Raw genomic sequence first — 26,926 nt, 5'->3', positions numbered from 1 at the left:
GGGGTTGGGGTTTGGGTTACGGAACTGGGCGGTCATTCGCCCGGCACCGCTTGGGGTGGGACAGCGGACGCGTCATGCGCTGCGGTCCGTCGTTCGGCATTGACCCGGTTCAACGCAAAGCGTTTCCAGATCACAAAGACTGCGGGAATGACCAGCAGGGTCAGCAGGGTCGCGGTCGCCATACCGCCGACCATCGGGGCGGCGATGCGCTGCATGATCTCTGAGCCGGTGCCATGGCCATACATGATCGGGATGAGCCCGGCGAAGATCGTGGCCACGGTCATCACCTTGGGCCGAACGCGCAGCAGCGCGCCTTCGAACACGACCTGTTCGACATCCATCGGCGTCAAATCACGCTGCTGGGTTGCGGCCAGGTTCCTGCGCTTGTCCCACGCGAGATTGAGGTAAAGCAGCATGACGATGGCGGTCTCTACAGCGACCCCGGCCAGAGCGATAAATCCGACCAACACCGCGACGGAGATGTCGAAGCTGAGATACCAGATCAGCCAGACCCCACCCGCCAAGGCCACTGGCAAAGCGGCAAGGATGATGGCCACTTCCGTCACGCGGCTGAAGGCCATGAACAGCATGAGCGTGATGATCAGCAGCGTTGCCGGCGCTACGAGCGTCAGCCGGTCCTGCATCCGTTCGATGTATTCGTATTGTCCCGACCAGGCGATGGAATACCCCGACGGCAGATCGACGGTGCGGGCGACAAGATCGCGCGCCTCGTTCACGTAGCCGCCCAAGTCGCGCCCTGCGATATCGATAAAGACGAACCCGGTGCGCCGCGCGTTTTCGGAACGGATCATGCCGGGACCGTCGACGATGTCGACCTCTGCAATCGATCCCAACGGGATATGGGCACCTGACGGCGTGACGACCGGCAGATCGCGCAGACGTTCGGGGCTGTCGCGCCATTCCTGTGGATAGCGCAGGTTGATCGGAAAGCGTTCAAGTCCTTCGACGCTTTCTGACACCTGCATGCCGCCGATCGCGGTCTGCACGACATCCTGCACATCCCGGACGCTCATCATGTATCGGGCGGCCGCATCGCGATCGACGTTGATTTCGATAAAGCGACCACCAACGGGGCGCTCGGCATAGGCAGAGGCTGTGCCGTCGATCCCAGCGACAGCCTGTTCCACCGCGATGCCGATGGTTTCGATCACGGTCAGGTCAGCGCCAGATATTTTGACGCCGACGGGGGTTTTTATGCCGGTCGCCAGCATGTCGATGCGGTTCTTGATCGGTTGTATCCAAACGTTGGTGACACCGGGGATCTGCACGGCGCGGTCCAGTTCGGCGCGGATGCCGTCCATCGTCATACCATCGCGCCATTCTGCCTCTGGCCGCAATTGGACAGTAGTCTCGATCATCGTCAGGGGCGCAGGGTCGGTGGCGCTGTCGGCGCGGCCCAGCTTGCCGTGGACGGTCAGCACTTCGGGCACTGTGGCGATCAGTCGGTCGGTCTGTTGCAGCACCTCGCGCGCTTTGCCGATGGATACGCCGGGATAAAGCGACGGCATGTAAAGGAAATCACCCTCATTCAGTTCGGGCATAAACTCTGTGCCGATACGCTGCAGGGGCCACGCCATTGACCCTACCAGCGCTACGGCCAGCAATGTCGTCGCATAGGGCCAAGCAACTGCGGCATCCAGAAAAGGTCGGTAGATCCAGATGACAAAGCGGTTCAGCGGGTTCTTGTGTTCCGGTAGGATCCGGCCACGCACGAAGTAGCCCATCAGCACAGGGACCAATGTGATCGACAGGATCGACGCGGCGGCCATGGCGTAGGTCTTTGTGAACGCAAGCGGCTTGAACAGGCGGCCTTCCTGGCTTTCCAGCACGAACACGGGCAGGAAACTGACCGCGATGATAGCCAGCGAAAAGAACAGGGCCGGGCCGACTTCCTCGCAGCATTCGGTGACGATCCGCCACCTGTTCTGCGGCGTCAGGGGCTCTTTTTCAATGCGCCTGTGCATCGCCTCGATCATGACGATGGCGGCATCGACCATTGCGCCGATGGCGATGGCGATGCCACCAAGGGACATGATATTGGCGTTCACCCCCTGCAGCTTCATGATGATGACGGCGGCGAAAATACCCAATGGCAATGAGAGCACGATCACCAGCGATGACCGGATGTGCAAAAGGAAGGCCGCACAAACCAGAACAACGACGATAAACTCTTCCAGCAGCTTGTCGGACAGGTTTTCGATGGCGCGTTCGATCACACCGGCGCGGTTGTAGGTCGTGACAATCTCGACGCCCTCGGGCAGGTTGGGGCGCAGCTCCTCGATCCGCGCCTCGACGGCCTTGATCGTGGACAGCGCGTTGCCCCCCCAGCGCAGGATCACGACACCGCCGACGGCGTCGCCCTGACCGTCGAATTCACCCACACCGCGCCGCAGTTCCGGCCCCAGCCGGATGTCGGCCACGTCACCCAGCGTGACGGCCGCACCGCGTGCATTGACGATAAGCGGCGCACTGGCCAGATCGGATAACTCGTCCACGTATCCGGTCGAGCGGACCATATATTCCGCCTCGCCCATTTCGATCACGCTGCCGCCGGTTTCGCGGTTCGCGCCCTGGATGGCATCGCGCACTTGCGCCAGCGTCAGGTCGTAGGCGCGCAGCTTGTTAGGGTCGATGACGACCTGATACTGCTTGACCATACCGCCGATGGTCGCGACCTCTGATACGCCATCGACGGTCTGAAGTTCGTATTTCAGGAACCAGTCCTGAAGCGTGCGCAACTCGGCCAGATCGTGATTCCCGGTCCGGTCGATCAGCGCATATTGGTAGATCCAGCCAACGCCCGTCGCGTCCGGCCCCAGTTCCGGCGACACCCCTTCGGGCAGGTTCGACGTGATCTGACCAAGATACTCCAGCACGCGGGTCCGCGCCCAGTAAAGGTCCGTGCCATCCTCGAACACGACGTAGACGTAGCTGTCGCCAAAGAACGAAAATCCGCGCACATCCGTGGCACCCGGCACCGCCAGCATTGCCGTGGTGATTGGATAAGTTACCTGATCCTCGACCACCTGCGGGGCTTGGCCCGCATAGGGCGTCTTGATGATGACCTGCACATCGGACAGGTCGGGGATTGCGTCGACGGGGGTCGCGCGCACGGCCCAGACGCCCGCGATGGCGATCATCACGGAGATCGCAAGCACCAGAAACCGGTTCGCGATCGACGCGCGGATGATGGCGGGGATCATTGGCCGACCTGCCGGTCATTGGCGATTCCGACCAACGTCAGACTGAAATCCGCGTTGCGCGCCATCAGAAGCGTCACGTCCTGCCCTGTCGGCAGATCCACCGCCGCCAGCGTCGATGCCACGTCAAAGTCCATTGTCATGCCAGGCATCCCAATGGCTACCATCGGACCGTGGGTGATGTTGGCCATGCCTGTATCGGGGTCTATGGCGTTGATCGTGCCGGACACTTCCATTGGAGGTTCCGGTGCTTCGACTTGCGCCAGCACCATCGTCAAACCATCGGGACGGTCGAATGTCAGGGTGGTCTCCACGCCGATAGGCAAGGTTGCGGGGTCAACAGCGTCAGTTAGATCGAAATCCATCGTCATACCGGGCATGCCGGTTTCGGTGATATTGCCATGGGTGATGGTGGCGCGTCGGGCGGCGACATCGACGGCGTCGATCGTGCCCGTAACTGTTATCGCTGCGGCGGACTCTGGGTCTGGCGAGGCTGCCGGGGTTTCTGCCATGGCCATTTCCATCGAACCATCCGCAGGGCGGACGTCGACGATCAGATAGGTATCCCCATCTTTTGCCAGATCAAATTTTACGGGCGTGCCGACCGTGACGCCGGCCGGATCTATGCCCATCACGGGCATGTCCATCACCATCGCGGGCCAGCCCAAGTCGGGGATCGGGTCGTGGTTCATCGTTAACTTGCCGTCGGCGGTGACGGCTTCGACCACGCCCGTCCCGGTCGCGGCGATGCCGTCGTCGCGACCCAGATCGGAGAGATACAGCAGTCCGCCAGCGCCCCGAGCGATCTGAAAAGCCACGTCCTGTCCGTTTGTCATCCGATCCACATCTACGTCGGCGCGAACCGGAAAGTCAGTCGTCATCGCTGGCCAGCCGATTACATCGAGCGCTGCGTGTTTGATCGTCGCCATTCTGGTGTCCGGATCGAAGGCCATCAGAGTTCCAGCACCCTTTGCGGGCGCCGCGTCCGTCGGTGCCATACGCATTAAGCCCGCACTGAGGGCACTTTCGCTGTCGATCAGGAACTGAGCAGAGGCCACGACTTCGTCGCCGGCCGCCAGTCCCTGCACGATTTCCGTGCGGCCGCCTTCGTCGAAATCGTCGCGCAGGCCGGTGGTGACCAGGCGTGGTGCAAAGGTGCCTTCGCCGGTTTTCAAGATAACACGCTCCGCGCTGCCCGTGCGGATAATCGACTCTGTCGGGACGGTCAGTGCAAGGCGCGAGGCGTCGGGTGACAGCGCGACAGAGGCAAACATGTTGGGCTTCAACAATCCTTCGGCGTTGTCCACGACCAGTCGCACGGGCAGTGTTCGCGTCTTGGCGTCGAGCTCTGGATAAATGTAGTCGACGCGGCCTTCGAAGACGCGCCCATTCATATGGTCGAACCGGATTGCGGCAGTCATATCGTCGGTCAGGCGGTCGATATCACGCTCGAACACATCGACGACCAGCCAGACGGTCGCGAGGTCGGTCAGAGAAACCGCACGCGTATTGGGTTGCAGAAACATGCCATCCGCTGCCTCGATCCCGATGACGACGCCGTCTTGCGGGGCATAGACCGCCAGGTTGCGGGCAACTTCGCGGGTGGACTCGATCTCTTCGATCTGGCGGTCGGACATGCCAACGCTGCGCAGGCGGTTGCGCGAAATTTCGACGATACGGCTATTCCCGTCCTCAAGGGCGCGAATGTGGTCCGCGCTGGCTGATCCAATTTCAGGAGAGAACATCGAGAACAGCAAATTTCCCGCTTCCACAAGATCACCGATCGCACGCACCTCGAGGTCCTCGATCCAACCTTCGACGCGGGTGTGAACATGGCTGGTCAGGTGCTCGTCATAGCCGACATAGCCGACAGTCTGGATGGTCTGCGAAATGTCCTGCGCGGTGGCAACGGCCGTGCGCACGCCGATGGCGTTGATTTCCGCCGGGGATAAGGTGACTGTTGACGGGTCCGCCGCGGGTGCGTCGCCTGCGTAAACCGGGATCAGGTCCATGCCCATGGGCGATTTGCCGGGGGTGTCCATGCGAAAATTCGCGTCCATCGGTGCGACCCAATACAGGATCTCTGGCCCTGTGTCGTCCGTGGCATCATCGCGGTTGAAGTAAAATCGTTCGGCCGAAAGACCGCCGGCCAGTCCAGCCGCAAGTGCCAGAATGCTAAGTGCTGCGTAGCGTCCGCTCATCGTCATGCCCCTTCGCGGCCCATAAGTTCGGACCGGTGATCAAGATCTATTTCAGAGGTGGCGCTGCCCAACGGGACAGCACAAACCCAAGTTTCTGATCAGGCGTGTTTGGGGGGTTTGCGCAGCGTCGCAGGGTCGATGCCGACAGGTGCTACATTCTGGGGCAGCACGTTTTCGACAAGGATTACGATAGGATGCGCTTCGCCTTGCAACATAGTGAGAGGCATAGCGTAAAAGCAGATCATGCCCGCGCAGGCATCGCTCGTGCCATGGTCCATCGTCGTTGCCTCTCCGACGCTTGCATGGTGTCCGTCCGCAATCGTGTCGGCCACGACCTCCTCAGCGTCCATGCTCATTCCAGCATGGACAGCTTGCGGAGCAAGCAGGCTCACGACGGCAAACAGCACCGTAAAGTGCCGCAGGATCGCGAACGCGCGTGATAGCAGTGACAACGACATGCCTTTGAGATGACTGCGGCGGCGAAAAACTGCAAGTCACAAAATCAACAGATGTTGTTTCAAATGCCATCACGATGCAAACCCAGGCTTCTTCGCGACGACTCAAAAAAAGGGGCGTCGCTATGCTGGGCAAGGATATTGTGCCGGACGCAGGCATTGCCCCGACGCCGCGGATCACGACCACGGTCCGTTAATTTGCACTTGAGCGATCTTGCGCTGCACACGAAGGACAGTGGCTCGCTTCTGGACAAACGGTTTTACGAGAGAGGGTGTGTTTTCATAGAGTAGGTTCGTTCGAATAGACATGATGCAATTCATACAGCCTTCTGGATATGCCCGTATGGGCAGCACCCGACTTGAAGCAAGGTTTGCAGATGCGTCTGAAAGTTATCGTTTTCATTTTCGCCATCGCTGTCTTCCGCGGTTCGGCCCCTTTTATTGGTTCAAACGATGCATTCCGTTGATGGCGAACGGATGACCCACGCGGCGCATGATCACGATCGCCCGTTAAGGGACGCAATGTTGACAGAGCCGGGGCCAGGCGCTTTTGAGGCTCTTTCCGAAACCGTGCACGTGATGGAAAATGACCCGGCAACGGACTGGGCTCGCGTCGATTTGGCAGTTTTCGTGCTCATCCGGTCGAAATGGATGGACTGGTAGCAGACACTGTCGTGACAGAGACAACTTTGCCCGAGGGGCTGCCCGCGTTCGTGACCGGTAATGCAGAGACGCTGGAAACACGTCGCTGAATGCCCGTCGCACACGCCGCATAGCGTGCGAAGGACGCCCGTGGGACAGTGGTGGCCGAGCCCATCAATTACGGATGGATTCTACGGTAACGGGCGATGATTCCGACGTCGTCTTCCGCATCAACAGGCTGGGCTTTCTCGATCTGATGGCGGGCCAAGACCACCACCTTGAACATCGCCTGATGATTGCCCTCGGGGACGGTGCGCACACACATTGAGTCCCGCGACAGGATGCAACTCAGTTTGCCACTTGCAAATTCAAGCATACCCCATGTAGGTATCGTGCATGGGTTTGATCCGGCTTCTCCTTGTCGTAATGCTTGCGTTGTCCGCTTCGGTCTCCGGGGCGATGGACGCGGGCCACTCGGCTGCGACTGAGCATCGCCACGCGACGGTGAACGAAATAGCGGACGATCAACCGGTCTGTTGTTCGGACAGCGCGGAGCGCAGCCAGACCTGCCATGCCCTTCCCGCACTGCTGCCCGTCGCGGGCTTGCAGGATACCGCTCCCGCGACCTGCGGGGATGTCTTTGTCACCGCAAGCCTGCGTCTGACGGGGATCGCGCCTTCCGGTCCGCTCGACCCTCCGCGCGCGGTGTGATGTGCGCCGCGTCTCTCGGGGCGCGGTTTTCAAATCTGCAATCACATCTGAACGGGCTTTGCCCGCGCGATTTTCTGTCGAGAGGACATGACATGAAACCGATCAAGACACTTCTCACCTTCGTTCCAGCCGCTGTTATCACGATGAGCTTTGCCACCTTTGGCGCGGTCGGGTTGGCCCACGCCGACAGTCATGGCGGCATGATGGACCACGGCACGATGGACGTCACGAAAAGTCCGACCTGCGGCTGCTGCGGCGCCTGGGTCGCTCTGGCCCGCGAAGAGGGCTACGACATCGCGGTCACGGATACTGCCGATGTGGCCAGCGTCAAAGTGGACAACGCCGTGCCCGGCCCGATGTGGGCCTGCCATACCGCAATGATCGACGGCTACGTGGTCGAGGGCCACGTGCCGTTTGCAGCCCTTGCCAAGCTGCTGGAACAGCGCCCGGATATCACCGGGATCGCCGTGCCAGGAATGCCCGGCGGGTCCCCCGGCATGGGGAACGATCCCGCGGCCCGATATGACGTGATGGCGTTCGGCGGCGATGCGGGCCAAGGCGACGTCTTTTACCGGGCCGGTCTATGAACCGGATCGCCGTGCTGGGCGTCGGGACAGCGGTTCTTGCGGGCGCTGCTGTCCTTGCCTTTGGCTGGGGCACGTCCGCACCGGCCGGGACCGAACTGGATGATCTGGACCCCGACGTGGTGGCCGTTGGGCAGGACGTTTACGCAGACAACTGCGCGTCCTGCCACGGTGCTGACCTCGAAGGTCAGCCGAACTGGCGCTCGCCCGGTGCGGACGGGAGACTGCCCGCGCCGCCGCATGACGAGACCGGACACACCTGGCACCACGACAGCGACACGCTGTTTCGGCTCACGAAATACGGGACAGGCGCGCTGATCGGCGATCCTGACTACGAATCCGACATGCCCATTTACGAGGGTATTCTAACGGACGCCGAAATCTTCGCCGTTCTCAGCTACATCAAATCGACATGGCCCGCGGGCATTCGCGCGGCACACAGCGAACGGGACTCATCAAAATGATCACGAAACGAAATATGCTCCTCGGCGCAGGGCTTGTCCTGGCAGCGCCGGCATTCGTGCACCGTGCACGGGCGCAGGGAATGATGGATGGCGGTATGTCCGGGGAAACGATGGAGGGCTCGCACACATCCGCTGCGGGCACGTTGCAGGCGGGTGAACCTTTCCGTCACTTGCCGGAAATCGACGCACGTGGCGGGACCCTTCGCCTGCGGGCCATGTCGGGCGAAACCCGCTTCGGCAGCGGAGCGCTCACACCGACGATGGGCTTTGAAGGATCCTATCTGGGACCGACCGTCAGGGTGCGACGTGGAAAAACCGTGGATGCGATGGTCACCAACGGCACGGGTGGCCCCGTTTCCACGCATTGGCACGGGCTGAACGTGCCCTCCAACGCGGATGGCGGCGCGCCGCAGTCGGTGATCGCCCCCGACGCCAGCTGGCGCGCGACACTGCCGGTTGCGCAACCCGCCGCAACGCTTTGGTATCACACGCACGTTCACGGACGGACCGCGCCGGACCAATGGGCGGGCCTTGCCGGGGCGCTGATCGTCGATGACGACGACAGCGACGCGCTGGGACTTCCATCGACGCCCGGATTGGACGATTTCGTTCTGATCCTTCAGGACAAGCGGTTCGATGAGGACGGTCGGGCCGTATACCAACCCGACATGATGACGATCATGCACGGTTATCTGGGCGACGCCGTCCTCGTGAACGGTCAGTTCGCGCCGGCCGCACGGACGCCCGAGGGCCCGGTGCGGCTGCGCTTCATCAACGCGTCGACTTCGGCTCAGCACCGGATTTCATTTCCGCGACCGGCAACACTGATCGGCGTGGATCAGGGCCTTCTTCCGCGACCCATCGAGATCGACGAGGCGACGATCGCGCCAGGCGAACGGATCGAGGTGGTCGTCGATATGAGCGACGGCGGCAGCGCGCCGATCTCGGTGACTGCGTCGCTGATGGGCGGCATGATGATGGGCATGATGGGAAACGACGGCGTGCAGCATACGTTGCTGACGCTCACCGCCGATCCCGATGCACCGGCGACGGGTCGCGTCCCCGAACGATTGACCGCAGATCTCGAACCGCTGTCGGCACCGGTCGCCGAACGGTCTTTCGTTCTGCAGGAAAACATGGGGCCGATGCAGCACGTGCGCGGCATGATGGGGCGCGGCCCCACAATGGCGATCAACGACGAACCCTACGATCCGGACCGGATTTCCTTTACCGCGCGGATCGGAACGGTCGAGCGCTGGACGATAACGGCCGAAGACATGGCACATCCGTTCCATGCCCACGGCGTAAAGTTCCTGATCCCCGACCCCCAACGCCCCGAGGAGACCGGTTGGAAGGACGTTGTCGCTATCGATGGCACCCGCGATCTGCTGGTCGCCATCGAGGCACCGACCACAGGCGACGTGCCTTTCATGTTTCATTGCCACATCCTTGAGCACGAGGATGCCGGCATGATGGGACAGTTCCTGACCGCCTGATCACTCGAACCAAACGAAAGAACCTTTTCATGACACTTAAAAAATATGCCTTCACCACATTGTTTGCATCCGTGTCGGCGACAAGCGTGCTGGCCCACTCAAAGGCTGAGGACACGACACCGGCGCACGAGACGACGGTGGAGACGGTCGAAGTGATTGAGTTGCGCTTCGACGATCCGATGCGCATCACCATGATCAGCCTCACCGGGCCGGATGGCAACGTGGACATCACCCGTGAAACCGGCCTCGACCCGGTGACGGAGTTTCGCGCGATCCCGCCCGAAACCATGCCCGAAGGCGCCTACACCGTAGACTGGCGCGGGCTGTCGAAAGACGGGCACCCGATGCAGGGCGGTTTCGGTTTTATGGTCGCGGACTGATCGGTGGACGGGTTGGCACCGGTCGACGGCTGGGCGCTGCTGGCGATAGTAGCGAAAGCGGCTGGGTATGCGGCGGCGCTCGTTGCCATGGGCGGGCCGGTCTTCGTCGCGGTCTTCCGGTCCGCTTCTGACGACGTGTCGCGTCTTGCACGCCGGCTCGCCGCAGTTGCCGCTTTTGTCGGCATTGCGGTTCTCGCCCTGAGCTTCGGCATTCGATCGGCGCGAATTTCAGGAATGGGATTAGCGGGCGCTGTCAATCCCATGATGCTGGGCCTCGTCTGGGACAGCCCCCTCGGCACAGCGGCGGTATGTCGGTGGGCAGGCAATCTGCTGATCCTCATGGTGCTGTTCGAAGGGACCATCGGCCTGACGGTAAGCCTTTTAGGCGCTTTGCTGGTGGCTGTCTCCTACACGCTGGTCGGTCATTCTCTCGGCGATCCACACTGGCTGCTTGCAACTCTGGTAGGCACGCATCTGGTAGCCGGGGCGTTCTGGGTCGGCGCTCTGGCACCGTTGCACCGCGCGGCAGCGACAACGGGCGGCGCTGCCCTGCTTCACCGCTTTGGCACGATTGCCAGTGGAACGGTGGCAGTGCTCATCGTCGTTGGTCTGATATTTGCCTGGGTGATGATCGGCTCGATTAGCGATCTGTTCGGGACGGCCTATGGCTGGACGCTTATTACCAAGCTCATTGTCGTCGCAAGCCTTCTGGGGCTGGCCGCAAAGAATAAACTCCGGCTCGTGCCGGCACTCGCGTCCGGCGAACCTTCGGCTGCCGGGGGGCTGCGCCGATCAATCCGCATGGAAATTATTGCCGTCGCCCTGATCTTGCTGGCGACAGCTACGTTAACCTCGATCACCACGCCCCCGGTGAACCTGTGACTGGGAAACCAAGAATGACACAAAGCTCACGACGCTCATTTCTGACCGGCGCTGCCGCTTTTGGCGGAACCGCGTTTCTGCCTCGCGCCGTAAGGGCCGATACAAGTCTGCCGGTCCTGCGCGCTGCACCGTCCACGGCACAGCTCGCGCCTGCCGGATACCCGTCCACGCCGGTTTGGGCATATGCAACGGAGGGCGCAGGCGTGATCCCCGGACCAGAAATCCGTATCACGGCGGGCGAGCGCGTCCGGCATCGCCTGGTCAACGATCTACCGCAGCCGACAGCCGTGCATTGGCACGGCATCCGCATCGAAAATGCGATGGATGGGGCTGCCCCCTTGACGCAGGCCGCGGTGCCGCCAGGCGGGACGTTTGACTATGACTTCGTTGCCCCCGATCCTGGCACCTACTGGTATCACTCCCACGACCGTGGCTTCGAACAGGTCGCGCGGGGGCTGGCCGGTCCCCTGATCGTGGACGACCGCGCGCCGTGGCTTGGCGAGCAGGGGGCCGCGACGCGTGAGTTGACGCTGGTTCTGGACGATTGGCTGCTCGATGCGGACGCCGCCATTGTCGAGGACCGGTGGGACGATCTTCATTCAGCCGCACATGACGGTCGGATGTGCAACACCGTCACAGTCAACGGCAGCGCCTATCCGGAACTGCACATGCAACCGGGCGAGCGCGTGCGGTTGCGCCTCATGAACACCGCAACGGCCCGCATTTTGGCGTTGGCCTTGCCGGGTCTCTCACCACATCTGATTGCCCTCGATGGCCATCCGGTTCCGCCACGTGCGGTTGAAACAATCCTGTTGGGACCAGCGCAGCGTGCGGATGTCGTGATCGACATGCCGCTGGCTGCAGACGCCCCGACCGCTCTGCTCCTCGATCCCGGCAACGGGGAATGGGTGGATGTCGCGGCCTTCGTTGCAACAGGCGAGCCACTCGCACCGGTTGAGGATGATGTGCGGCCGCTGCCTGGCTGGGGCACCCTTTCGGCCCCAAACCTCTCCGACCCGCAGCGCGAGGTGCTGCTGATGGAAGGCGGGGCGATGCGGGGAATGAGCGAGGCCGTCTATCGCGGTGAGACGATGGACTTCCGCGAACTGGCCTCGAACGGCATGGTATGGGCCTTCAACGGCGTAGCGCACGGCATGGATGCGCCGATGTTCCGCGCGGCCCTTGGCCGGACGGTGCATCTGGAAATGACCAACCGCTCCGTGTTTCCGCACGCCATTCACCTGCACGGCCATCATTTCGAGGTTCTGGCCCGCAGCGGCGCCCTGAATACACCCGGCGATGTGCGCGACACTGTGCTGATCGGCGCGGATGAAACGCTGGAAATTGCCTTTGTCGCGGACAATCCGGGGCAGTGGATGCTGCATTGTCACATGCTCTCGCATCAGAAGGCGGGCATGATGGGCTGGTTCGAGGTCGCCTGATGTTCTGGCTTCCCCTTTTTGCCGGGGTTGTTCTGGGCGGTGCCACGGTTGCACTCATGGCGATTGGCGACGTGACGAACCAGCGTGGAACCTGGGCCACCACAATGGTGGCTATCGCATCCTTCTATGTGGTTTTCGCCATTCAGTCGGGCGACACGCTGGAAATCGTCGTCCATACCGGACTTGCGACGGGCTTCGCGGCACTGGCGATCGTCGGGGCGCGCATCTCGTCATGGATTCTGGCCGCTGCCCTGCTCGGACACGGGGTATTCGATGTGTTCGCCGGACAGGTGATTGCCAATCCCGCGCCGGGGTGGTGGGGACCGTTCTGCCTCGGGATCGACGTGGTTTTGGCGGCGGCACTTGCCGCGATGCTCTGGCGGGGGCAAGTGCTCGATTGAAAACCCTACCGCGACGCCTTCTGCAACAATCCGATCAATTCATCGAACTTGGCGCGTTGTTCTTCGGGGTCGCCGCTTGCGATCGCGGATTCGACGCAATGGTCCGCGTGGTGTTCGAGGATCAGCTTTTCCACCCCCAGCACGGCGGACCGGATCGCCGCCGTCTGCGCCAGAATGTCCATGCAGTAGCGGTCGCTTTCGACCATTTTGGCGACACCGCGCACCTGTCCTTCAAGCCGTGACAGTCGGTCCAGCGTCTTTTGCTTGTTCGCTTTCATGCGGCGATACTCCTTTTCGGGAACCAAAGGGCTGAAATTCCCGTTGCATACCCCATATGGGTATAGCAAGGAGACAGACAATGGCACATCGGAACGACACTACAATGAACCGATCCAACACGCATCAAGATAGCAATGGCAGCGGCTATGGCCGGTTCCTTGCGATGATCGCCACCTCGACGGTCGTGATGTATGGCCTGATGTATCTGAATACCTATGCCCTTGATCACATCTTCTTTTCGCAGACGCGGATGTGGATGGCGCTCTATATGGGTGGGATGATGGCGATCGTCATGCTCGCCTTTATGCTGGGCATGTATTCCGACCGCAGGGCCAACATCGCCATTTTTGCGGGTGCGGCCATTGCGTTCGCCGCCGGCGTCTACCTCGTGCGGTCACAGGACACTGTGGGCGACGTCGCCTGGATGAAGGCGATGATCCCGCACCATTCCATCGCGATCCTGACCAGCGAACGCGCCGACATATCCGACCCGCGGGTCCGCGCGTTGGCCGATGCGATCATCGAAGCGCAGCGCAGCGAGATCGCCGAAATGAAGCGCTACATCGCGGATATCACAGCCACTGGCGATGCGCCCGCTGGCACCCCCCGTTTTGAACCCTGAAAGTAAAGAGATTCACAATGCCCAAGGACACCCGCAACGCAGCAGACGTATCGTCCGATCCCGCAACCGGCGCGACCGGTAAAACCGCCGTCCTCTATCGCATGGCCCTGCCGAACCACCTGTGTCCGGCAGGGCAAAAGGCGCGCTGGCTTTTGCACAGCAAAGGCTACGAGGTCGACGACCGCCTGTTTCGTGCACCGCCGGAGGTCGATGCGTTCAAGGAAGAATTCGACGTGCCTACCACGCCGCAGGTCTGGATCGAGGGCGCGCGCGTCGGCGGCTATGACGCGCTGCGCCAGAAACTGACAGACTACGACCCGGCCGCCACGACCTATAAACCGGTGATCTATCTCTTTGCCGTGGCCGCCGCGACGGCACTCGCGCTGTCCATCGGCTTTCTGGGCGCGATCACGTGGCAGACGCTTGGCTGGTTCATCTCCATCTCGATGATCCTTCTTGGGATGCAAAAGCTGCGCGATATCGAGAGTTTCTCCACGATGTTCCTGAACTACGATCTGCTGGCGCGCAAATGGGTGCCCTACGCCTACATCTACCCCTGGGTCGAAACGGGTGCGGGTATTCTGATGACCGGCATGCTGCTGACCCCGCTTGCCGCGCCTGCGGCGCTCTTTATCGCGACGGTGGGTGCGATCAGCGTGTTCAAGGCGGTCTACATCGACAAACGAGAGTTGAAATGCGCCTGCGTCGGCGGCAATTCGAACGTGCCCTTGGGATTTGTCAGCCTGACCGAAAACTTGATGATGATGGGAATGGCCATTGTCATGCTGGTCAGACTGATTGCTGGCTGATGGAAAGGAAAGCCGATTGAAAGCGACGGGCACTGCTGGCTGGCGGTGTCCTCGCCGTGTTCGGATGGGTCAAAGGCGTGCCCTATCTGGCCTCGCTCGATCAACCGGATTTTGTATTTGAGGACATTTCCGACCTTGCGCCCTTTCGGCGTTTGCAGGGAGCCGGGGCATCTACGCCGGGCGCGGCGGTCTTTGCTGGTCTCGATATGGGTGAAGCTAAAGCTGAGGATAACAACGAGCTTGGACAGTTTATCAGGTCAAATCAATGCGTTGCCTTCTTTGGTGGCACTACGACCAATACTGTTCCCGTTGCTATGTTCTCGGACTTCGCCTGTCCGATCTGTCGCGTGATGGATGATCGTCTTACTGATCTCGAAGAGAGTGATCCTGGGTCGTTTCAGATTATCCGGCATCAGCTCCCGCTCCTTGGTGTCGCGTCGGCTACTGCCAGCCGCGCGGTCCTTGCTGCCGATCTGCAAGGCCGATACCGAGATATGCATGCGCGACTGATCCGCACCCCGGTAGTAACGGATGAAAGCTACGTCGCGGCCATTGCGGAAAGCCTCGATATCGATGCGGCACGTCTATGTGCCGATATGCAGTCGGATGCCATAGATACACGTCTTAGCACGTCAGCGGCCATCGCCGATGTCTTCGGCTTTTACGGGACACCAGCTTTCGCCGTAGGCAGGACCGTTTTCATGGGCTTGATGGACTCTCGATCACTGAAGAAACTGATCGACGCCGAAAAAGAAAACCCCTGTATGGCGGCGTATAATTCGCTGCAAGGCTCCAATCTCAACAAAAAGCACGACACGACGTGGCTTCAAACTTAACGGATAAATTCATGGACAGCTCTTTTCTTGCAACCTGGCACCAGTCATCAGTGACCGCCCTCGGCCTCTTCTGGACGGCCTTCTGGGCCTTCGGGCTGGGTTATCTAATCTCGGCGATGATCCAGGTCTTCGTAACCCGAGAGAAAATGCAGGACACCATGGGCGAGGATGGCCCACGTTCTGTGGCGCTCGGCACGTTCTTCGGCTTCATCAGCTCCTCGTGCAGCTTTGCCGCACTTTCCGGCGCGCGGGCTTTCTTTGCCAAAGGTGCGGGGCTGGTGCCATCGATGGCCTTCCTGCTTGCCTCCACCAATCTGGTGATTGAACTGGGCATCATCATCGGCATCTTTCTCGGATGGCAGTTTGTTGTTGGTGAATACATAGGTGGCATCCTTCTGATCCTGCTCATGTGGCTGGTCATTCGCATGACGCGCGGTATGGCACCTATCGAAGAAGCACGTAAGAAAGCACAGGAAAGCCAGGCCGACGAAGAGGGCGATACTGACGAAAGCAAAAGCTGGTCCGAAAAACTACGCTCTCGCGAGGTTTGGGCCGAAGTGGCGAAACGCTATTTCATGGAATGGCAGATGGTATGGAAGGACGTGACTGTCGGATTTACCATTGCGGGCATCATTGCGGCCTTCGTGCCAAAAGAGTTCTTCGAGTGGCTGTTCATCGGTGGAGAAGATCCAAACTTTCTGGAGCTGGTCGCACAATCTCTCGTCGGCCCTATCGCTGCGTTCTTCACCTTCATCGGTTCAATGGGAAATATTCCTCTCGCCGCCGTTCTATATGGCAATGGGGTAGCCTTCGCCGGAATCATGGCTTTTATCTTCTCCGATCTCGTGGTCATTCCAGTCCTGCGCGTGCATGCCAAATACTACGGTTGGAAGATGGCGCTCTATATCCTCGGTGTCTTTCTTGTTATTATCGTCGCGACCGCGCTGCTTCTGCATTACGGTTTCGCTGCTTTGGGGCTTCTGCCGTCTGCCGATCAGGTAAAAGCTGTGACGGATCGTGAGTTCTTCGTGATTGACTACACGTTCTGGCTCAACATGGCCTTCCTCGCGCTGTCTGCCGCCTTCGTCGGTTGGAAGGTTAAGAAAAGCGGTTTCGATGCATCACTCGGTAAAGGCTTCCTAGAAAAGCTACTCTTCTGGCTCGCGCTTGTTGCCTACGTCTGGCTCGGCATCGGACTGTTCATCGGATGATCCTCGCGCTGATCATAGGGATTGCCCTCGTGAATCTGGGGGCACTTCTCCACTTTTATGCGCTGAAAGCCGGCGCGCGTGCGATTAACCCAGATCGCCATCCGGTCAAGTGCTTCATGTTCTCGATTCAGATCATAATCGTGTCGCATCTGTTGATTGCCGCAATTTTTGCGGGATCGTTCCACGCTGCCGAGACGTGGTGGCACCTCGGCACTCTATCCTCGGCTAATAACATGGCCGATCCGCTTACATTCATGGATCGCTTCTATTTTTCGCTGGTCAACTACACGACGCTCGGGCGCGGGGATCTTATTCCAACCGGCCATTTGCGCGTTTTGACCGCAATGGAAGCTTTGCTCGGTTTTCTCGTAATAACCGGTTCTGGTGCATTTCTGCTGCGCGTAATTTTCGGGAGGAACCCTTGACGATCAGCGTGAGCTGGCCGTTCTTCATTTCCGACTTTCCTACTGTGAACACGAGATCTTCAAAAGTGTTACTCTAAGATTAGCTTTGCTCTGCATTGCGGTTATCTTACCGCCACATCTTTACGTCGGCTTCAATTGAATGAACGGTCAAAACCCGACTTTTATATTGACAGCATAAATCACCGTTTGTCGGACGACTTACCAAACCAGACATCTGTGCCCCTGCCGCAAACGGCAGTAAAGTCCCCATAGCTGACCTTGTTGCAGATTGCAGCGAACGTCCGGTTTCTGCGCTCGTGCGTTCGACAGCAGAAGCGACATATCTCACCCAACATCCCCCAGCCCACCGCGATCAGACTTCAGTCCTTCGCCGCTCTGGTGGATCAACATGCGATCGGCAAGATACGGCTTGATTAAGTCGAATGCCTCATCCGGTGTGCCCTCCAGCCACTGCGCATAGTCCTCCGGTGCCAAGATCATCGGCATCCGGTCAGGATGGGTGTCCCTAACCAGATCGTTCGGCGTCGTTGTGACCATGGAAGACGTCAGCATCTCACGTGCTTCGCCGCCGTAGTTGCCCTCGAAGGCCCGCCAGATGCCCGCGAATGCGAAGGGTGGCCGAGGCCCATCTCCTCTGACGCCGAACCAAACATAGGTCGCGGGATTGCGGCCCTTGGCCTCGCAAAAGCTCGTGGCCGGGATCAGGCAGCGCCGCTCCTCAAAGCTTTTCCGCCAGAAGGACGACGTGCGCAGCTTATCATCGCGCGCGTTGTTCACAGCTTTCGGCTGGATCGGCTGTCCGGTCTTCTTCGAGACCTGCGGCATCACGAAACCCCAATGTGCATTTTGTAGCCACCGGGAGCCGTCGGTATTTCGTCCCACGACCGGTGCCATGCCTTTTGGAAAGATGGCCGGTAGCGGCTCGGCATTGCCGAGGCCATCGTGTCCCGCGTCGACCGCGAACAGCTGCCGCATCGCGTCCTTGGCCATCGTATTGGAATAGAGATTGCACATGAGCGCACGATAGCCACCCGACACGGGTCAGGCACCTTAAATCGGCTGCAACTCATCGCGTGTGGCGATCTTTGCGGCAGCAGCGGTTATATGCTGAGACGACCACCCACGGAACTTCGATCGCCGCATTTGCTATACTGACCGCAACCACACTTTCACAGGACCTATGACATGGACATCACGACGGCCTCTTTTCCCAGTCGCCTCCTGCCAGGTGCTATTGATCCGAGCCTCGAGGTCTTCGCCATTGGTGATGTGCATGGCCAGGCAGCAGTGCTGGCGGCGATCCTGTCGGAAATTGCTGACATGCCACGTCAGGCTGACACGCGGCGCATGATCGTGTTTCTTGGTGATCTGATTGATCGTGGCCCGGACAGTATCGGCGCAGCTCATCTGGCGATGCAGGCGACGACTCTCACCCAAGCTGACGAAGTCGTTCTGTTGCCCGGCAATCACGAGTTGCTGCTGCTGGAGGTGCTGGACGGCCATGATCCCGACCTTTGGCTAATCAACGGTGGCAAGACGGTCATGGCAGAGATCGACCCCGCCTGGACCGACCGGCCTTGGGCAGAGACACTGGCCGAGTTGCGCGCAGCATTCCCGGCGGAGTGGTTTCTGTCGATTGATATTGCGCCATCGCATCTGCGTGTTGACAGCTTGATCTTTGTCCATGCCGGCCTGGATCCCGAGCAAGACCGGAAATCCTTTCTCAGTCGCGGGCGCGAGATGGATGATACGCACTGGGCCACCATCCGGCACGAATTCACCACGTGGGATCGCGGCTGGGACCGCGATGCAAACGGACAGCCGACAAAGGGACCCACGGTCGTCGTGCATGGCCACACGCCCGCCATCCGGACATCTCTGTCGGAAACCAAGGCAGAGCTGACCCAGATGGACGGGATCGACGGCTACCGGGCGATCTGCCTTGATGCCGGGGCCGCCTACCGTCCCCAGATCGGCTGGGCGCGGTTCTGGTCGGACGCCACAGGCAGTCACGTGCAGATCAGCGCGACATTCACAGCGTAAATTGCCTGCGCTGTTCAATCTTTACCGCTGGATTGATTGCCAACGCGCCACACCGGATCATTGCAAAGCCGATCAGGCTGAGGAAAAGCATCTGTGAATCATCGACCTGGTCAGCAGGGCAGAACGTCCTCATAGGTGAAATCCATGACGATCCCGACCGACAGATTGATCTTCATCGACTTTGAAGCCTGCAGTCTGTCGGCGGACTCTTGGCCGGTTGGCCGAGACGACCGACGGTCTTTTCAGGGCTGAGGTAATTCACCGCCGTGGGACATGGCGCAGCTTCGACGCCGTGGAATACGCCACTCTCGAATGGGTGGATTGGTTCAACAACCGACGCCTGCTGGAGCCTATCGGGAACATCCCATCGGCAGAGGCCGAGGCAAACTTCTACGCAGCTCTAGAAAGATCAGACATGGCTGCGTAACTAAGACAAATCAGCCTCCAGCAAACCCGGCGCGGTTCACACGGCTTGGTCAGCGCTCGATTTAGCGCAAGTTGAACGCAAGTTGAGCGTGCAGTATCTGAGGTATAGCATTTATAATATTGAACTTTATGCGGCTGGCCTGCCCGCTTTTGAGCAACATTATCGCTTTTGACTTTTCCCATCCTCAAAAAGGACGAGGCCTGTCTCCATGTCAAAGCCCAAGCCATACCATGCCACACCGCTGGCAGATTTCCCACGCGCTGCGCTGTGGGCCTCCCAGTCGATGATGGACGCCACAAGACATGATGACGCGTCTGGGCAACTGATCTCGAATGTTCCTGGACGTGCGGCGTAGCGGCGCTCTGGCCAGCGTTCAGCGAAGGTAATTTTTTCGGACATCAGTGCGTCTTTGGTCATCTCAGCGCCATAGAAGTCCAGAACGTCGCCATATCGCGCATTCATAAGTGGCAAGGCCAATTCATTGGGCTTAGACCAAGCTGCAAGGTAGTCGTTGTAGAGCGTTACTGCCATCTCTTCTGGCGAAACGGCCACATCAGAACCCTCGGATAGCGGTTGACCGCGACGCGCGGCACCGAGCGATGCCGCAACGAACACAGGTGATAACGTCGTCTGCGTGTCCTGCAGGCCTTCAAGGCGCGATGCAGGATGCCGCGACAGGTCCACGCAGCTCTCGACCATGTCCTTGATCTTTCCATCACTGACATCAAAGCCAGCGCCGATGAAGGCCCCAGATTTTTCCACAAGACGCACATCGACAAGATCTGATGCCAGTATTGCAGCAAGTTGATCGGCCGGCAGTCCAAAAACCGTAGTGATGGCTTGATCTGCATATGTCTGTGTTTCATGCAGGATGGGCGCGGTATTGAAGCGATCAATCATCACGTTGAAGTCGAAACGTTGCGGAATTTCGGCACCGTCGCTCTGGCCACTCCCCAAGTCAAGCGGGTCCGACAGCAGGATCTCGGATGAGAAGATGACATCGCTGTCGAGGCATTGGACCGTTAGGCGGTTGATGCCGTAAAGGCCGATATGGGTCATGACCAGCTTTATCGCGCCGCCTTTGAGCGTGAATGCGTTATCTTGGTAAGCCCGCTCACGATTGACCACGTTGAACCGCTCCAAGGTGGTAAGATCAACCCAGGTCATATCATCCGGCGCAGTTGCGCCCATCAGGGAGAAAAAACCCGGATCGACATTGGCATCAGACAGCAAAGCCGTAATGTCGGCCGATCTGTTCTGAACGTCCCGCGTCACCTCAGAAAGCCTTACCAAGTCGTCATCAACGAAGCGGAACTGATGCACGCCCAGTTGCGATCCTGCGCTTAGAAACCGGTATGTCCCGCCAACGAAAACATAGGAACATGCCGAGGCGCAAATGCCCGGGTCACCGTCGCGCGTCATCACATCCACAATCACATTGAGATCCATCGCCTGCAGTGTGCGCGCAATGTCCAGTCCCTCCTGAACGCTGCCTCCCGGCGAATTCAGAGACACAACCAGCATCTCGTCACGGCCCGCCGGAAGCGAGGCCGTCAGTGCTCGAACGCGCGCAGTATCGCCCGGCTCGATCCGGCCTTCGATATGCATGTGGTGGGTTCTGCCGTCGAAGACGTCGAACTTGTCCAACGTTATTTCAGCGGCTGAGGCAGCCCCTGCAGCAGACAGAAGCCACGTGGCGACAATGCACGAACGGACCAGCGGCATGTAAATCCCTTAATTATATGGTCCCACTTACTATCATTCATGGATTACAGTCTGACAACCTGCGGAAATGCAAATCCGCTATCTGAGTGCGACTTTGCAAATGCGATCCAAAAGTTAACAAGGTATTTCATGATCAATTCTCGACTTATATCAACCTTCGCTGCGCTCATATGGATGACCGCCCCAGCCAGTGCACAGTCGGTAGCATCAAACTGTCCCACTCCGTCGGCTCTACAGATGGATGCCTTTGAGCGCCCAATGACATTTTCCAGCGCAACTACAAAAGGCAACATGACGACATCGGAGTGGATCGCAGCGACCGGGAAAATCGGACCGGAGACACCGGAGCGTTTCAGAGTCTTCCTTGAAAGTGAGGGTCGGAACTTTCGACAGATCGTCCTGCACTCGCCCGGTGGAAATCTGGCGGCTGGCCTTGAGCTTGGACGAATGATCCGTAGGGCAGGACTATCGACGCATATCGGGCAGACTGCGCGCATCTTCGAGAGTTACAGCGCAAACTGCGACACGTGGTGGGATGAGGTGAACTCCGGCATGTGCGCCAGCTCCTGCGCTTATGCGTTTCTGGGTGGCCGAGAGCGGTTCGTGAATTCGCCCTACTATCCAACCAGCTCGAGCTTGCTCGGCTTCCACCAGTTCTATGGCAGCCCGGACAGGGGAGCAGAGATGCTTTCAGCCGATGAGGTGGCTGCAATCGAGACAAGCACTCTCTCCGTGGCTCAGGCCATCACAGGTCAGATCGTTCTATACGCGATCGAAATGGGGGTGGACCCGCGGATCGTCGCGCTTGCATCGTCGACACCAAGCGATGACCTTTACTACCCGACATCTGCCGAACTCGACGAACTGTCTATCGCATCAGGAGAGGGTCTGAGCGCTTGGTTCATGGAACCCTATGCTGATGGCCTGGTAGCAGCTGCGAGACCTCACCGATCCGATTCCATGCTGGAACAGGTTACGGCGTATTGCCGCGCCGGAAGTGGTGAGCCAAGATTGTTGGTGACGATGAGCTTGCAAACTCCGTCCTACCCGAACCCGGACGATCTTCCACTCAACGCGCTTGAGGTGACGATCAATGGGCAGATGAGCAGCCTCCCCCGACGCGACATGGATGTTCGATACGGCGACGGCACAATCCTCGTCACCGCGTCGATGGGTGGTTTGAAGGACCGGGTTCTCAATGCCAAAGAGATTAACTTCCGGCTTGATGCCGCCCGCGTCATGGGTGGCTTTAATGAAGGCGGAGAACTCGATGACGCGGCACGACAATCCATCGCGCTTGCCTGGAGAAACTGCATTTGATGGTTCTCCAATGGCCGCAGGAAGCAATGGCGAAGCGCCCGTTGCGCGGTCGGCATTCATTTTCTCACATCCGATGGAAACCAATGCTCGGCCGTATCTCAACAAAGCCAGCCTGATTACCGTGGTCTGTGCCAAGGGCAAAACAATTCGCTATGCGAACCAAGTCGAAGCAAAGCCAGCTCGGTGTCAGCAAGCATATAAATCAACTGGAGGTCACCCGGGCTGCGCCATCTGAGAGCTCCGCGCGGATTTCGATTTCTCCAAATGCGCCAATCGGGCGCGTCATTCCTACGATACATCCGAAAAAACATGTATGGGACGCCGGAACGGCTTTGCTGACGGCCAGTATGCGACGATACCTTACAGGAAGCAGAACCTATTTTAGAGATTGCCACATGAGACCATACTTTGTGATCGCTGCTGCTGCCCTTTCCCTTAGCGCGACTGGCCTATCGGCCTGCGAGGCCTCGCTTCAGTTTTTTGAGACGAGCTCGGTCGAAATACTGTCGGATTGCATGACCGAAGAATTTCTGGACAGACGCGCAGAAGACCAGTCGTCAGTCCTGCACCTTGCCGCAGCTGCCGGCACCGATGCGACAATTGTCGATATGATGCGCGACACATTGGCGTTGGAGTTTTGGGAGACCTTGATCGATCGCCAAACCAGTGCCAATGAAACAGCATTGCACATCGCATCCACATACGCGGACGCGCGGTTCGTGACGAGGCTGCTCAGCTACGGGGCTGATGCAAACGCTGTCATCGATTACGAAAACAATCGGTTGAACCCACTTCGCGGAAATCGTGGGACAACGGCCCTTCACCTGGCAGTCGAACGTCCGGATGCAACCGGTGTCGTAACCGCGCTGTTGGCAGGTGGGATCGATCAGACGTGGCGCAAGCGTGACGGTGGCGAAACGGCGGTCTATCTGGCGGCCGGGAATGCGACTGACGTTGATGTCCTTTCGGCGCTGTTGTCCGATGAGAGAGGCGTGCAGGCAATCAACCTTGCCAATGACGAGGGGAACACGCCGCTCATGGTCGCACTTGCGCGAGACCGGCCAATCGAAGCCGTCCGGTTCCTATTGGCGATGGGGGCCGACGCAAACATCGCCAACGCCGACAAGGTCACCCCGCTCCATTTCGCGACCACATACGCTTCTGATCCGGCCGTTGTGATGGCGGTCATGGATGCGACAGATGACGCCTGCGTGGCCGACGCTCAAAACCGGACTGCGGGTCAACTGCTCGATCTTCCAACGTCGCCCCTGACGTCGGATCGCGCGCTCGCAAGACGATTCCATGAAACATGTGTAGAGGCGGCACAATGAGCATAGGGGGCAGGATCGTTTGGAGAATTGGCACATTTGCCATGCGGATGAGTGTCCGCGTGGCAATCCTCATCGCCTTCTTGGCATTCTCTCTGTTCACCAACGCAGCCTTGTTGGTATCGGACTCGATCAGGGACGCGATCCGCAGTGCGGTTGTTCGCCCTCTATCGTCCTTGGACACGCCGGACAGGCGGCGGACGCGCGCACCGGATATCGAAGAGCTTCGGACCCGCAACGTGGTGCTTGGTCAGCAGCTGGATGACCTGAAGCTTGATAATGATAGCCTACAGACGCGCAACGCGAGGCTTGCGAGCCAACTGGATGATGTGGCACTCGACAATCGTCGGCTGAACGCCGAACTGCGACGCACCGCCAGTGATTTAGCGGAAAACCGCGTCGCGCGGGCTCGGGCCGCTGACATTGCGGCAGGTATGGCCCAGAGGACCCAGCGCAGCATTGCCAAGAACTTTGGTAGCATGGCTGCCGAAACGCTTCCGTTCATCGGAGCGGCGGCCGTCGTTGGTTTCACCGCGGCAGAGGTCTACGACGCCTGCCAGTCGCTTCGAGATGTTCGCGAATTGAATGCGCTGTTCGACGGCACAGTGATCGAAGAAATTCCAGCTTGTGGGTATTCGTTGAAGGAGTTGCAGCACGTCATGCTTGGGAACACCGGTCTTGCTGACTGCTCGGTCGGTGCAGAAATGCGAGACCCGATCTGTGATGAACCACCTTCGTTAAACAATCCGGTGCCGACCGAACAGACCAAGCCCGCGATAGAACCCCCTGCGCGTCTCTGACAGAAAGAGACGTTCCGACTGTGATTTTGTCTGACGTCAGCACCCATGGGACAGATTTGTGGATTTGAATAAGGGAGGATTTCTGGTTCACCTATTCGATTAGGAGATCGAGATGGCAAAGAAACCCCAGACGTCGAAAGACGCCGCCGAGAAGGTGGTTAAAAATATCCGCCGTAAGACCCAGCAGACATACTCAGCTGAAGAAAAAATCCGCATTGTAACGGCATGCCTGCGCGGCGAGGAAAGCATCTCGGTGCGATGCCGCCGGAAGGGCATTGCTGAGAGCCTGTATTATAGCTGGTCGAAGGAATTTCTCGAAGCTGGCAAGCGCCGGTTATCTGGCGACACGGCGCGACAAGCCACATCGCCTGGAACGGTATGAGAGTGAACAGCAAATTTACCGCGATGGAGATGCGAACTATGCAAGATGAAGTGATTGTTGGGGAGGCACTGAACGCCGAAAACGAAGTCGTTGCCGCCGAGTTTGAAGAGGTAAAAGCCGACGTCGCAGCGGGCCGAGAACCTTCGCGCAGTGTAAGGGAGTTGCTTCGCTGGTTTGGCGCGCGCCGCAGACGTGGCGGAGTAGTCGAGCGCATCGAAGCAGAACTTGAAGCCGCGGGACTTCAGACCGTTCCTCATTTCACGACGACATGGATCGATGCGCCGGTGATCTTCAAAAAGCAAGAGGCGGAAGCACTTGCAGTTGAGGCCGATCCTATCGTTGCTGCCCAGCCAGACGCCGAGGCCTTGGAGGCTGCCAAACCAGCAGATGTCGCGGACATGACTCATCTCGTGCGCATGCTCGAGGCTGCAAACCGTGCGGTGATTTCGGTCAATCCGCAGGACCCGATCGAACGGGCCGTCACGCTGATGCTGGCCTATGACTTTTCGCAACTGGCCGTCATGACCGGCCCGCGCGATCTGAAAGGTGCAATCAGCTGGAAATCAATCGGAAGCAGGCTCAGCCAACGCAACGAGTTGACCAATGTCAGTGATGCCATGGAGCAAGCGATAGAGGTCTCTGACGCGGGCTCGCTTTTTGAGGTCACGAAAACCATTATTCAGAGGGACTATGTCTTTGTCCGAGCGGCCGCAGACAGAAAAATCACGGGGATCGTGACGGCTACCGACCTCAGTGAGCAGTTCCAAGGTTTGTCGGAGCCGTTTCTTTTATTGGGTAGGATCGAGAACCAAATCCGGAGGCTTATTCAGGATGTGTTCGACGTCGATACCCTGCGCGCGGCCTGTGATGACAATGATCCAGATCGCAAGGCAGTAGTCACCAAAGCGTCCCAGCTGACCTTTGGTGAGTATCAGAGGATTTTTGAGAAGGAGGAAAACTGGGCTCAGCTCGGGTTCGTCGCTTGCCGGAAAACCTTCTGCAAGGAGCTGGATGAGGTTCGCAAGCTTCGCAACGAGATCATGCATTTTCACCCCGATGTGATAGAAGACGGCGATTTCGAGCAGCTTCGCAGGTTTTCGCGTCTTCTTGAGCAGCTTGATCAACTGGCTGGCTGAGGAAAAGCATCTGTGAATCATCTATCTGGTCAGCAGGGCAGAACGTCCTCAATAGGTGAAATCCATGACGATCCCAACCAACAGATTGATCTTCATCGATTTTGAGGCCTGCAGTCTATCGGAGGGCTCTTGGCCAATTGAGGTCGGGCTGGCCTGGATTGAGGATGGCACGGTCCAGAGTTGGTCTTCCCTAATCCGACCTGACCTCGGGTGGGATCCGGATGCGTGGTCGGACGATTCCGCCCATATCCATGGCATTTCCCGGAGCATGCTCAACAAAGCACCCTTGGCAAGTGATGTGGCGCTCCAAGTAATGGACCAACTGCACGGAAAGCTGGCTGTCAGTGACGCGCCCGCGTTCGATCACGCCTGGGCAACGCGTCTGACCGAGACGGTCGGCATTGTCCCAACCACGTTTGTCGACTTCGACAGCGTGCTTGGCGCTCTCTGTCAGGGGGATATGGCGCGTTTGAATGATGTTTTTGCGCATCTCGAGACGATCCATACGCCGCATCGGGCGGGACCGGATGCCGCGCGGCTGGCTCGCGCGGTCCTGCACGGAACGACGGCTGGCAGGACTGCTCCGTAAACGGTGGAGCTTTCACTATGTCAGTCTGTGTAAAGGCTCAACTGGGGTCCACAGCGACCTACCGGCACTGAAACGCTCCGCATGATAGTATCCGCGATCTTGCCTAAAAATTTGA

Annotated in this window: 27 protein-coding genes and 2 pseudogenes; 22 read left to right on the top strand and 7 right to left on the bottom strand. The window is 59.1% G+C overall.

Annotated elements, in window-relative coordinates:
* Nucleotides 1-32: 32 nt before the first annotated feature.
* From AN189_RS06360 to AN189_RS19335, 4 genes are all read right to left on the bottom strand, one after another.
* A complete protein-coding gene (locus tag AN189_RS06360; protein ID WP_056032785.1) occupies nt 33-3,224 on the bottom strand; it encodes an efflux RND transporter permease subunit in 3,192 nt (1,063 codons plus the stop codon).
* Nucleotides 3,221-5,422: an efflux RND transporter periplasmic adaptor subunit gene (locus AN189_RS06355; protein WP_056033254.1), complete on the bottom strand. Its 2,202-nt coding sequence runs from the start codon at nt 5,420-5,422 to the stop codon at nt 3,221-3,223. Before AN189_RS06355 ends, AN189_RS06360 begins: the two co-directional genes overlap by 4 nt.
* A gap of 98 nt (nt 5,423-5,520) precedes the next feature.
* Nucleotides 5,521-5,880, bottom strand: a complete 360-nt coding sequence (locus tag AN189_RS06350; RefSeq protein ID WP_056032782.1) for a hypothetical protein — start codon at nt 5,878-5,880, stop codon at nt 5,521-5,523.
* 817 nt (nt 5,881-6,697) lie between these two features.
* On the bottom strand, nt 6,698-6,895 hold the full coding sequence (locus tag AN189_RS19335; protein ID WP_172794864.1) for a hypothetical protein: 198 nt from the start codon (nt 6,893-6,895) through the stop codon (nt 6,698-6,700).
* Between the two features lie 20 nt (nt 6,896-6,915).
* On the opposite strand from AN189_RS19335, the gene AN189_RS06340 reads away from it, so the two are divergent.
* From AN189_RS06340 to AN189_RS06305, 8 genes are all read left to right on the top strand, one after another.
* Nucleotides 6,916-7,230 carry a hypothetical protein gene (locus AN189_RS06340; protein ID WP_056032775.1) on the top strand — a complete coding sequence of 105 codons (315 nt, stop codon included), beginning with the start codon at nt 6,916-6,918 and terminating at the stop codon, nt 7,228-7,230.
* 92 nt (nt 7,231-7,322) lie between these two features.
* The gene (locus tag AN189_RS06335) at nt 7,323-7,817 is read left to right on the top strand and encodes a DUF411 domain-containing protein (RefSeq protein ID WP_056032772.1); all 495 of its coding nucleotides are present in this window, start codon (nt 7,323-7,325) and stop codon (nt 7,815-7,817) included.
* Nucleotides 7,814-8,278 carry a cytochrome c gene (locus tag AN189_RS06330; RefSeq protein ID WP_056032769.1) on the top strand — a complete coding sequence of 155 codons (465 nt, stop codon included), beginning with the start codon at nt 7,814-7,816 and terminating at the stop codon, nt 8,276-8,278. The genes AN189_RS06335 and AN189_RS06330 overlap by 4 nt, the downstream gene beginning before the upstream one ends.
* A gap of 14 nt (nt 8,279-8,292) precedes the next feature.
* Nucleotides 8,293-9,774, top strand: coding sequence for a multicopper oxidase family protein (locus AN189_RS06325; protein ID WP_172794863.1), 1,482 nt, complete (start codon nt 8,293-8,295; stop codon nt 9,772-9,774).
* A 29-nt stretch (nt 9,775-9,803) separates the two neighbouring features.
* Nucleotides 9,804-10,154: a copper resistance CopC family protein gene (locus AN189_RS06320; protein WP_056032763.1), complete on the top strand. Its 351-nt coding sequence runs from the start codon at nt 9,804-9,806 to the stop codon at nt 10,152-10,154.
* A 3-nt stretch (nt 10,155-10,157) separates the two neighbouring features.
* A complete protein-coding gene (locus AN189_RS06315) occupies nt 10,158-11,036 on the top strand; it encodes a copper resistance D family protein (RefSeq protein ID WP_056032760.1) in 879 nt (292 codons plus the stop codon).
* A 14-nt stretch (nt 11,037-11,050) separates the two neighbouring features.
* The gene (locus AN189_RS06310) at nt 11,051-12,478 is read left to right on the top strand and encodes a multicopper oxidase family protein (protein ID WP_056032757.1); all 1,428 of its coding nucleotides are present in this window, start codon (nt 11,051-11,053) and stop codon (nt 12,476-12,478) included.
* Nucleotides 12,478-12,879: a hypothetical protein gene (locus AN189_RS06305; RefSeq protein ID WP_056032754.1), complete on the top strand. Its 402-nt coding sequence runs from the start codon at nt 12,478-12,480 to the stop codon at nt 12,877-12,879. Before AN189_RS06310 ends, AN189_RS06305 begins: the two co-directional genes overlap by 1 nt.
* A gap of 5 nt (nt 12,880-12,884) precedes the next feature.
* Here AN189_RS06305 and AN189_RS06300 read toward each other — a convergent pair whose 3' ends face one another.
* Nucleotides 12,885-13,157, bottom strand: a complete 273-nt coding sequence (locus AN189_RS06300; protein ID WP_056032751.1) for a metal-sensitive transcriptional regulator — start codon at nt 13,155-13,157, stop codon at nt 12,885-12,887.
* Between the two features lie 104 nt (nt 13,158-13,261).
* On the opposite strand from AN189_RS06300, the gene AN189_RS06295 reads away from it, so the two are divergent.
* The 5 genes from AN189_RS06295 to AN189_RS06275 are packed head-to-tail and all read left to right on the top strand — an operon-like array spanning nt 13,262 to nt 17,061.
* Nucleotides 13,262-13,780, top strand: coding sequence for a DUF305 domain-containing protein (locus AN189_RS06295; RefSeq protein ID WP_056032749.1), 519 nt, complete (start codon nt 13,262-13,264; stop codon nt 13,778-13,780).
* 17 nt (nt 13,781-13,797) lie between these two features.
* Nucleotides 13,798-14,589: a MauE/DoxX family redox-associated membrane protein gene (locus tag AN189_RS06290; protein ID WP_083484275.1), complete on the top strand. Its 792-nt coding sequence runs from the start codon at nt 13,798-13,800 to the stop codon at nt 14,587-14,589.
* Nucleotides 14,590-14,645: 56 nt separating this feature from the next.
* Nucleotides 14,646-15,425, top strand: a complete 780-nt coding sequence (locus AN189_RS06285) for a DsbA family protein (RefSeq protein ID WP_172794862.1) — start codon at nt 14,646-14,648, stop codon at nt 15,423-15,425.
* 11 nt (nt 15,426-15,436) lie between these two features.
* Entirely contained in the window at nt 15,437-16,636 is a 1,200-nt protein-coding gene (locus AN189_RS06280; RefSeq protein WP_056032744.1) for a permease, read from the top strand.
* A complete protein-coding gene (locus tag AN189_RS06275) occupies nt 16,633-17,061 on the top strand; it encodes an ion channel (protein WP_056032741.1) in 429 nt (142 codons plus the stop codon). The genes AN189_RS06280 and AN189_RS06275 overlap by 4 nt, the downstream gene beginning before the upstream one ends.
* 324 nt (nt 17,062-17,385) lie before the next feature.
* On the opposite strand, the gene AN189_RS06270 is transcribed toward AN189_RS06275, so the two are convergent.
* Nucleotides 17,386-18,099: an SOS response-associated peptidase gene (locus tag AN189_RS06270; RefSeq protein WP_253279565.1), complete on the bottom strand. Its 714-nt coding sequence runs from the start codon at nt 18,097-18,099 to the stop codon at nt 17,386-17,388.
* A 147-nt stretch (nt 18,100-18,246) separates the two neighbouring features.
* Between AN189_RS06270 and AN189_RS06265 the strand changes: the two genes are divergently transcribed.
* Nucleotides 18,247-19,104, top strand: coding sequence for a metallophosphoesterase (locus AN189_RS06265; protein ID WP_056032736.1), 858 nt, complete (start codon nt 18,247-18,249; stop codon nt 19,102-19,104).
* Nucleotides 19,105-19,321: 217 nt separating this feature from the next.
* Nucleotides 19,322-19,531: pseudogene (locus AN189_RS06260) on the top strand (IS3 family transposase); the annotation flags it as partial.
* A gap of 159 nt (nt 19,532-19,690) precedes the next feature.
* Here AN189_RS06260 and AN189_RS06255 read toward each other — a convergent pair.
* Nucleotides 19,691-21,256, bottom strand: a complete 1,566-nt coding sequence (locus AN189_RS06255; protein ID WP_056032734.1) for an ATP-dependent Clp protease proteolytic subunit — start codon at nt 21,254-21,256, stop codon at nt 19,691-19,693.
* 237 nt (nt 21,257-21,493) lie between these two features.
* On the opposite strand from AN189_RS06255, the gene AN189_RS06245 reads away from it, so the two are divergent.
* The 7 genes and pseudogenes from AN189_RS06245 to AN189_RS06220 all read left to right on the top strand — a co-directional run bounded on the left by AN189_RS06245 (nt 21,494) and on the right by AN189_RS06220 (nt 26,811).
* Complete coding sequence (locus tag AN189_RS06245; RefSeq protein WP_157057398.1) at nt 21,494-22,576, top strand: hypothetical protein; 1,083 nt, start codon at nt 21,494-21,496, stop codon at nt 22,574-22,576.
* On the top strand, nt 22,527-22,811 hold the full coding sequence (locus tag AN189_RS19465; RefSeq protein WP_216597722.1) for a hypothetical protein: 285 nt from the start codon (nt 22,527-22,529) through the stop codon (nt 22,809-22,811). The genes AN189_RS06245 and AN189_RS19465 overlap by 50 nt, the downstream gene beginning before the upstream one ends.
* 175 nt (nt 22,812-22,986) lie before the next feature.
* Nucleotides 22,987-23,907: an ankyrin repeat domain-containing protein gene (locus AN189_RS06240; protein WP_216597721.1), complete on the top strand. Its 921-nt coding sequence runs from the start codon at nt 22,987-22,989 to the stop codon at nt 23,905-23,907.
* A 59-nt stretch (nt 23,908-23,966) separates the two neighbouring features.
* Entirely contained in the window at nt 23,967-24,704 is a 738-nt protein-coding gene (locus AN189_RS06235) for a hypothetical protein (protein WP_157057397.1), read from the top strand.
* Nucleotides 24,705-24,816: 112 nt separating this feature from the next.
* Nucleotides 24,817-25,071 (top strand): annotated as a pseudogene (locus AN189_RS06230) (transposase); the annotation flags it as partial.
* A gap of 17 nt (nt 25,072-25,088) precedes the next feature.
* Nucleotides 25,089-26,222 (top strand): CBS domain-containing protein, encoded by a 1,134-nt coding sequence (locus AN189_RS06225; RefSeq protein ID WP_157057396.1) that lies wholly within the window; start codon nt 25,089-25,091, stop codon nt 26,220-26,222.
* A gap of 64 nt (nt 26,223-26,286) precedes the next feature.
* Entirely contained in the window at nt 26,287-26,811 is a 525-nt protein-coding gene (locus AN189_RS06220) for an exonuclease domain-containing protein (RefSeq protein ID WP_157057395.1), read from the top strand.
* Nucleotides 26,812-26,926: the final 115 nt, after the last annotated feature.

It is taken from the genome of Loktanella sp. 3ANDIMAR09 (assembly GCF_001420005.1).
In the GTDB taxonomy this organism is placed as follows: domain Bacteria; phylum Pseudomonadota; class Alphaproteobacteria; order Rhodobacterales; family Rhodobacteraceae; genus Loktanella.
Note: the sequence above shows the minus strand (reverse complement) of the source record. Positions and strands in the feature narration are given on the sequence as shown.

Coding starts and splice junctions, on each gene's coding strand:
- AN189_RS06330 (WP_056032769.1), top strand. CDS start 7,814: ATGAACCGGATCGCCGTGCTGGGCGTCGGGACAGCGGTTCTTGCGGGC.
- AN189_RS06310 (WP_056032757.1), top strand. CDS start 11,051: ATGACACAAAGCTCACGACGCTCATTTCTGACCGGCGCTGCCGCTTTT.
- AN189_RS06300 (WP_056032751.1), bottom strand. CDS start 13,157: ATGAAAGCGAACAAGCAAAAGACGCTGGACCGACTGTCACGGCTTGAA.
- AN189_RS19465 (WP_216597722.1), top strand. CDS start 22,527: ATGACGCGGCACGACAATCCATCGCGCTTGCCTGGAGAAACTGCATTT.
- AN189_RS06350 (WP_056032782.1), bottom strand. CDS start 5,880: ATGTCGTTGTCACTGCTATCACGCGCGTTCGCGATCCTGCGGCACTTT.
- AN189_RS06265 (WP_056032736.1), top strand. CDS start 18,247: ATGGACATCACGACGGCCTCTTTTCCCAGTCGCCTCCTGCCAGGTGCT.
- AN189_RS19335 (WP_172794864.1), bottom strand. CDS start 6,895: ATGCTTGAATTTGCAAGTGGCAAACTGAGTTGCATCCTGTCGCGGGAC.
- AN189_RS06275 (WP_056032741.1), top strand. CDS start 16,633: ATGATCCTCGCGCTGATCATAGGGATTGCCCTCGTGAATCTGGGGGCA.
- AN189_RS06295 (WP_056032749.1), top strand. CDS start 13,262: ATGAACCGATCCAACACGCATCAAGATAGCAATGGCAGCGGCTATGGC.
- AN189_RS06220 (WP_157057395.1), top strand. CDS start 26,287: ATGACGATCCCAACCAACAGATTGATCTTCATCGATTTTGAGGCCTGC.
- AN189_RS06355 (WP_056033254.1), bottom strand. CDS start 5,422: ATGAGCGGACGCTACGCAGCACTTAGCATTCTGGCACTTGCGGCTGGA.
- AN189_RS06305 (WP_056032754.1), top strand. CDS start 12,478: ATGTTCTGGCTTCCCCTTTTTGCCGGGGTTGTTCTGGGCGGTGCCACG.
- AN189_RS06340 (WP_056032775.1), top strand. CDS start 6,916: ATGGGTTTGATCCGGCTTCTCCTTGTCGTAATGCTTGCGTTGTCCGCT.
- AN189_RS06255 (WP_056032734.1), bottom strand. CDS start 21,256: ATGCCGCTGGTCCGTTCGTGCATTGTCGCCACGTGGCTTCTGTCTGCT.
- AN189_RS06280 (WP_056032744.1), top strand. CDS start 15,437: ATGGACAGCTCTTTTCTTGCAACCTGGCACCAGTCATCAGTGACCGCC.
- AN189_RS06245 (WP_157057398.1), top strand. CDS start 21,494: ATGGATGCCTTTGAGCGCCCAATGACATTTTCCAGCGCAACTACAAAA.
- AN189_RS06360 (WP_056032785.1), bottom strand. CDS start 3,224: ATGATCCCCGCCATCATCCGCGCGTCGATCGCGAACCGGTTTCTGGTG.
- AN189_RS06290 (WP_083484275.1), top strand. CDS start 13,798: ATGCCCAAGGACACCCGCAACGCAGCAGACGTATCGTCCGATCCCGCA.
- AN189_RS06325 (WP_172794863.1), top strand. CDS start 8,293: ATGCTCCTCGGCGCAGGGCTTGTCCTGGCAGCGCCGGCATTCGTGCAC.
- AN189_RS06320 (WP_056032763.1), top strand. CDS start 9,804: ATGACACTTAAAAAATATGCCTTCACCACATTGTTTGCATCCGTGTCG.
- AN189_RS06335 (WP_056032772.1), top strand. CDS start 7,323: ATGAAACCGATCAAGACACTTCTCACCTTCGTTCCAGCCGCTGTTATC.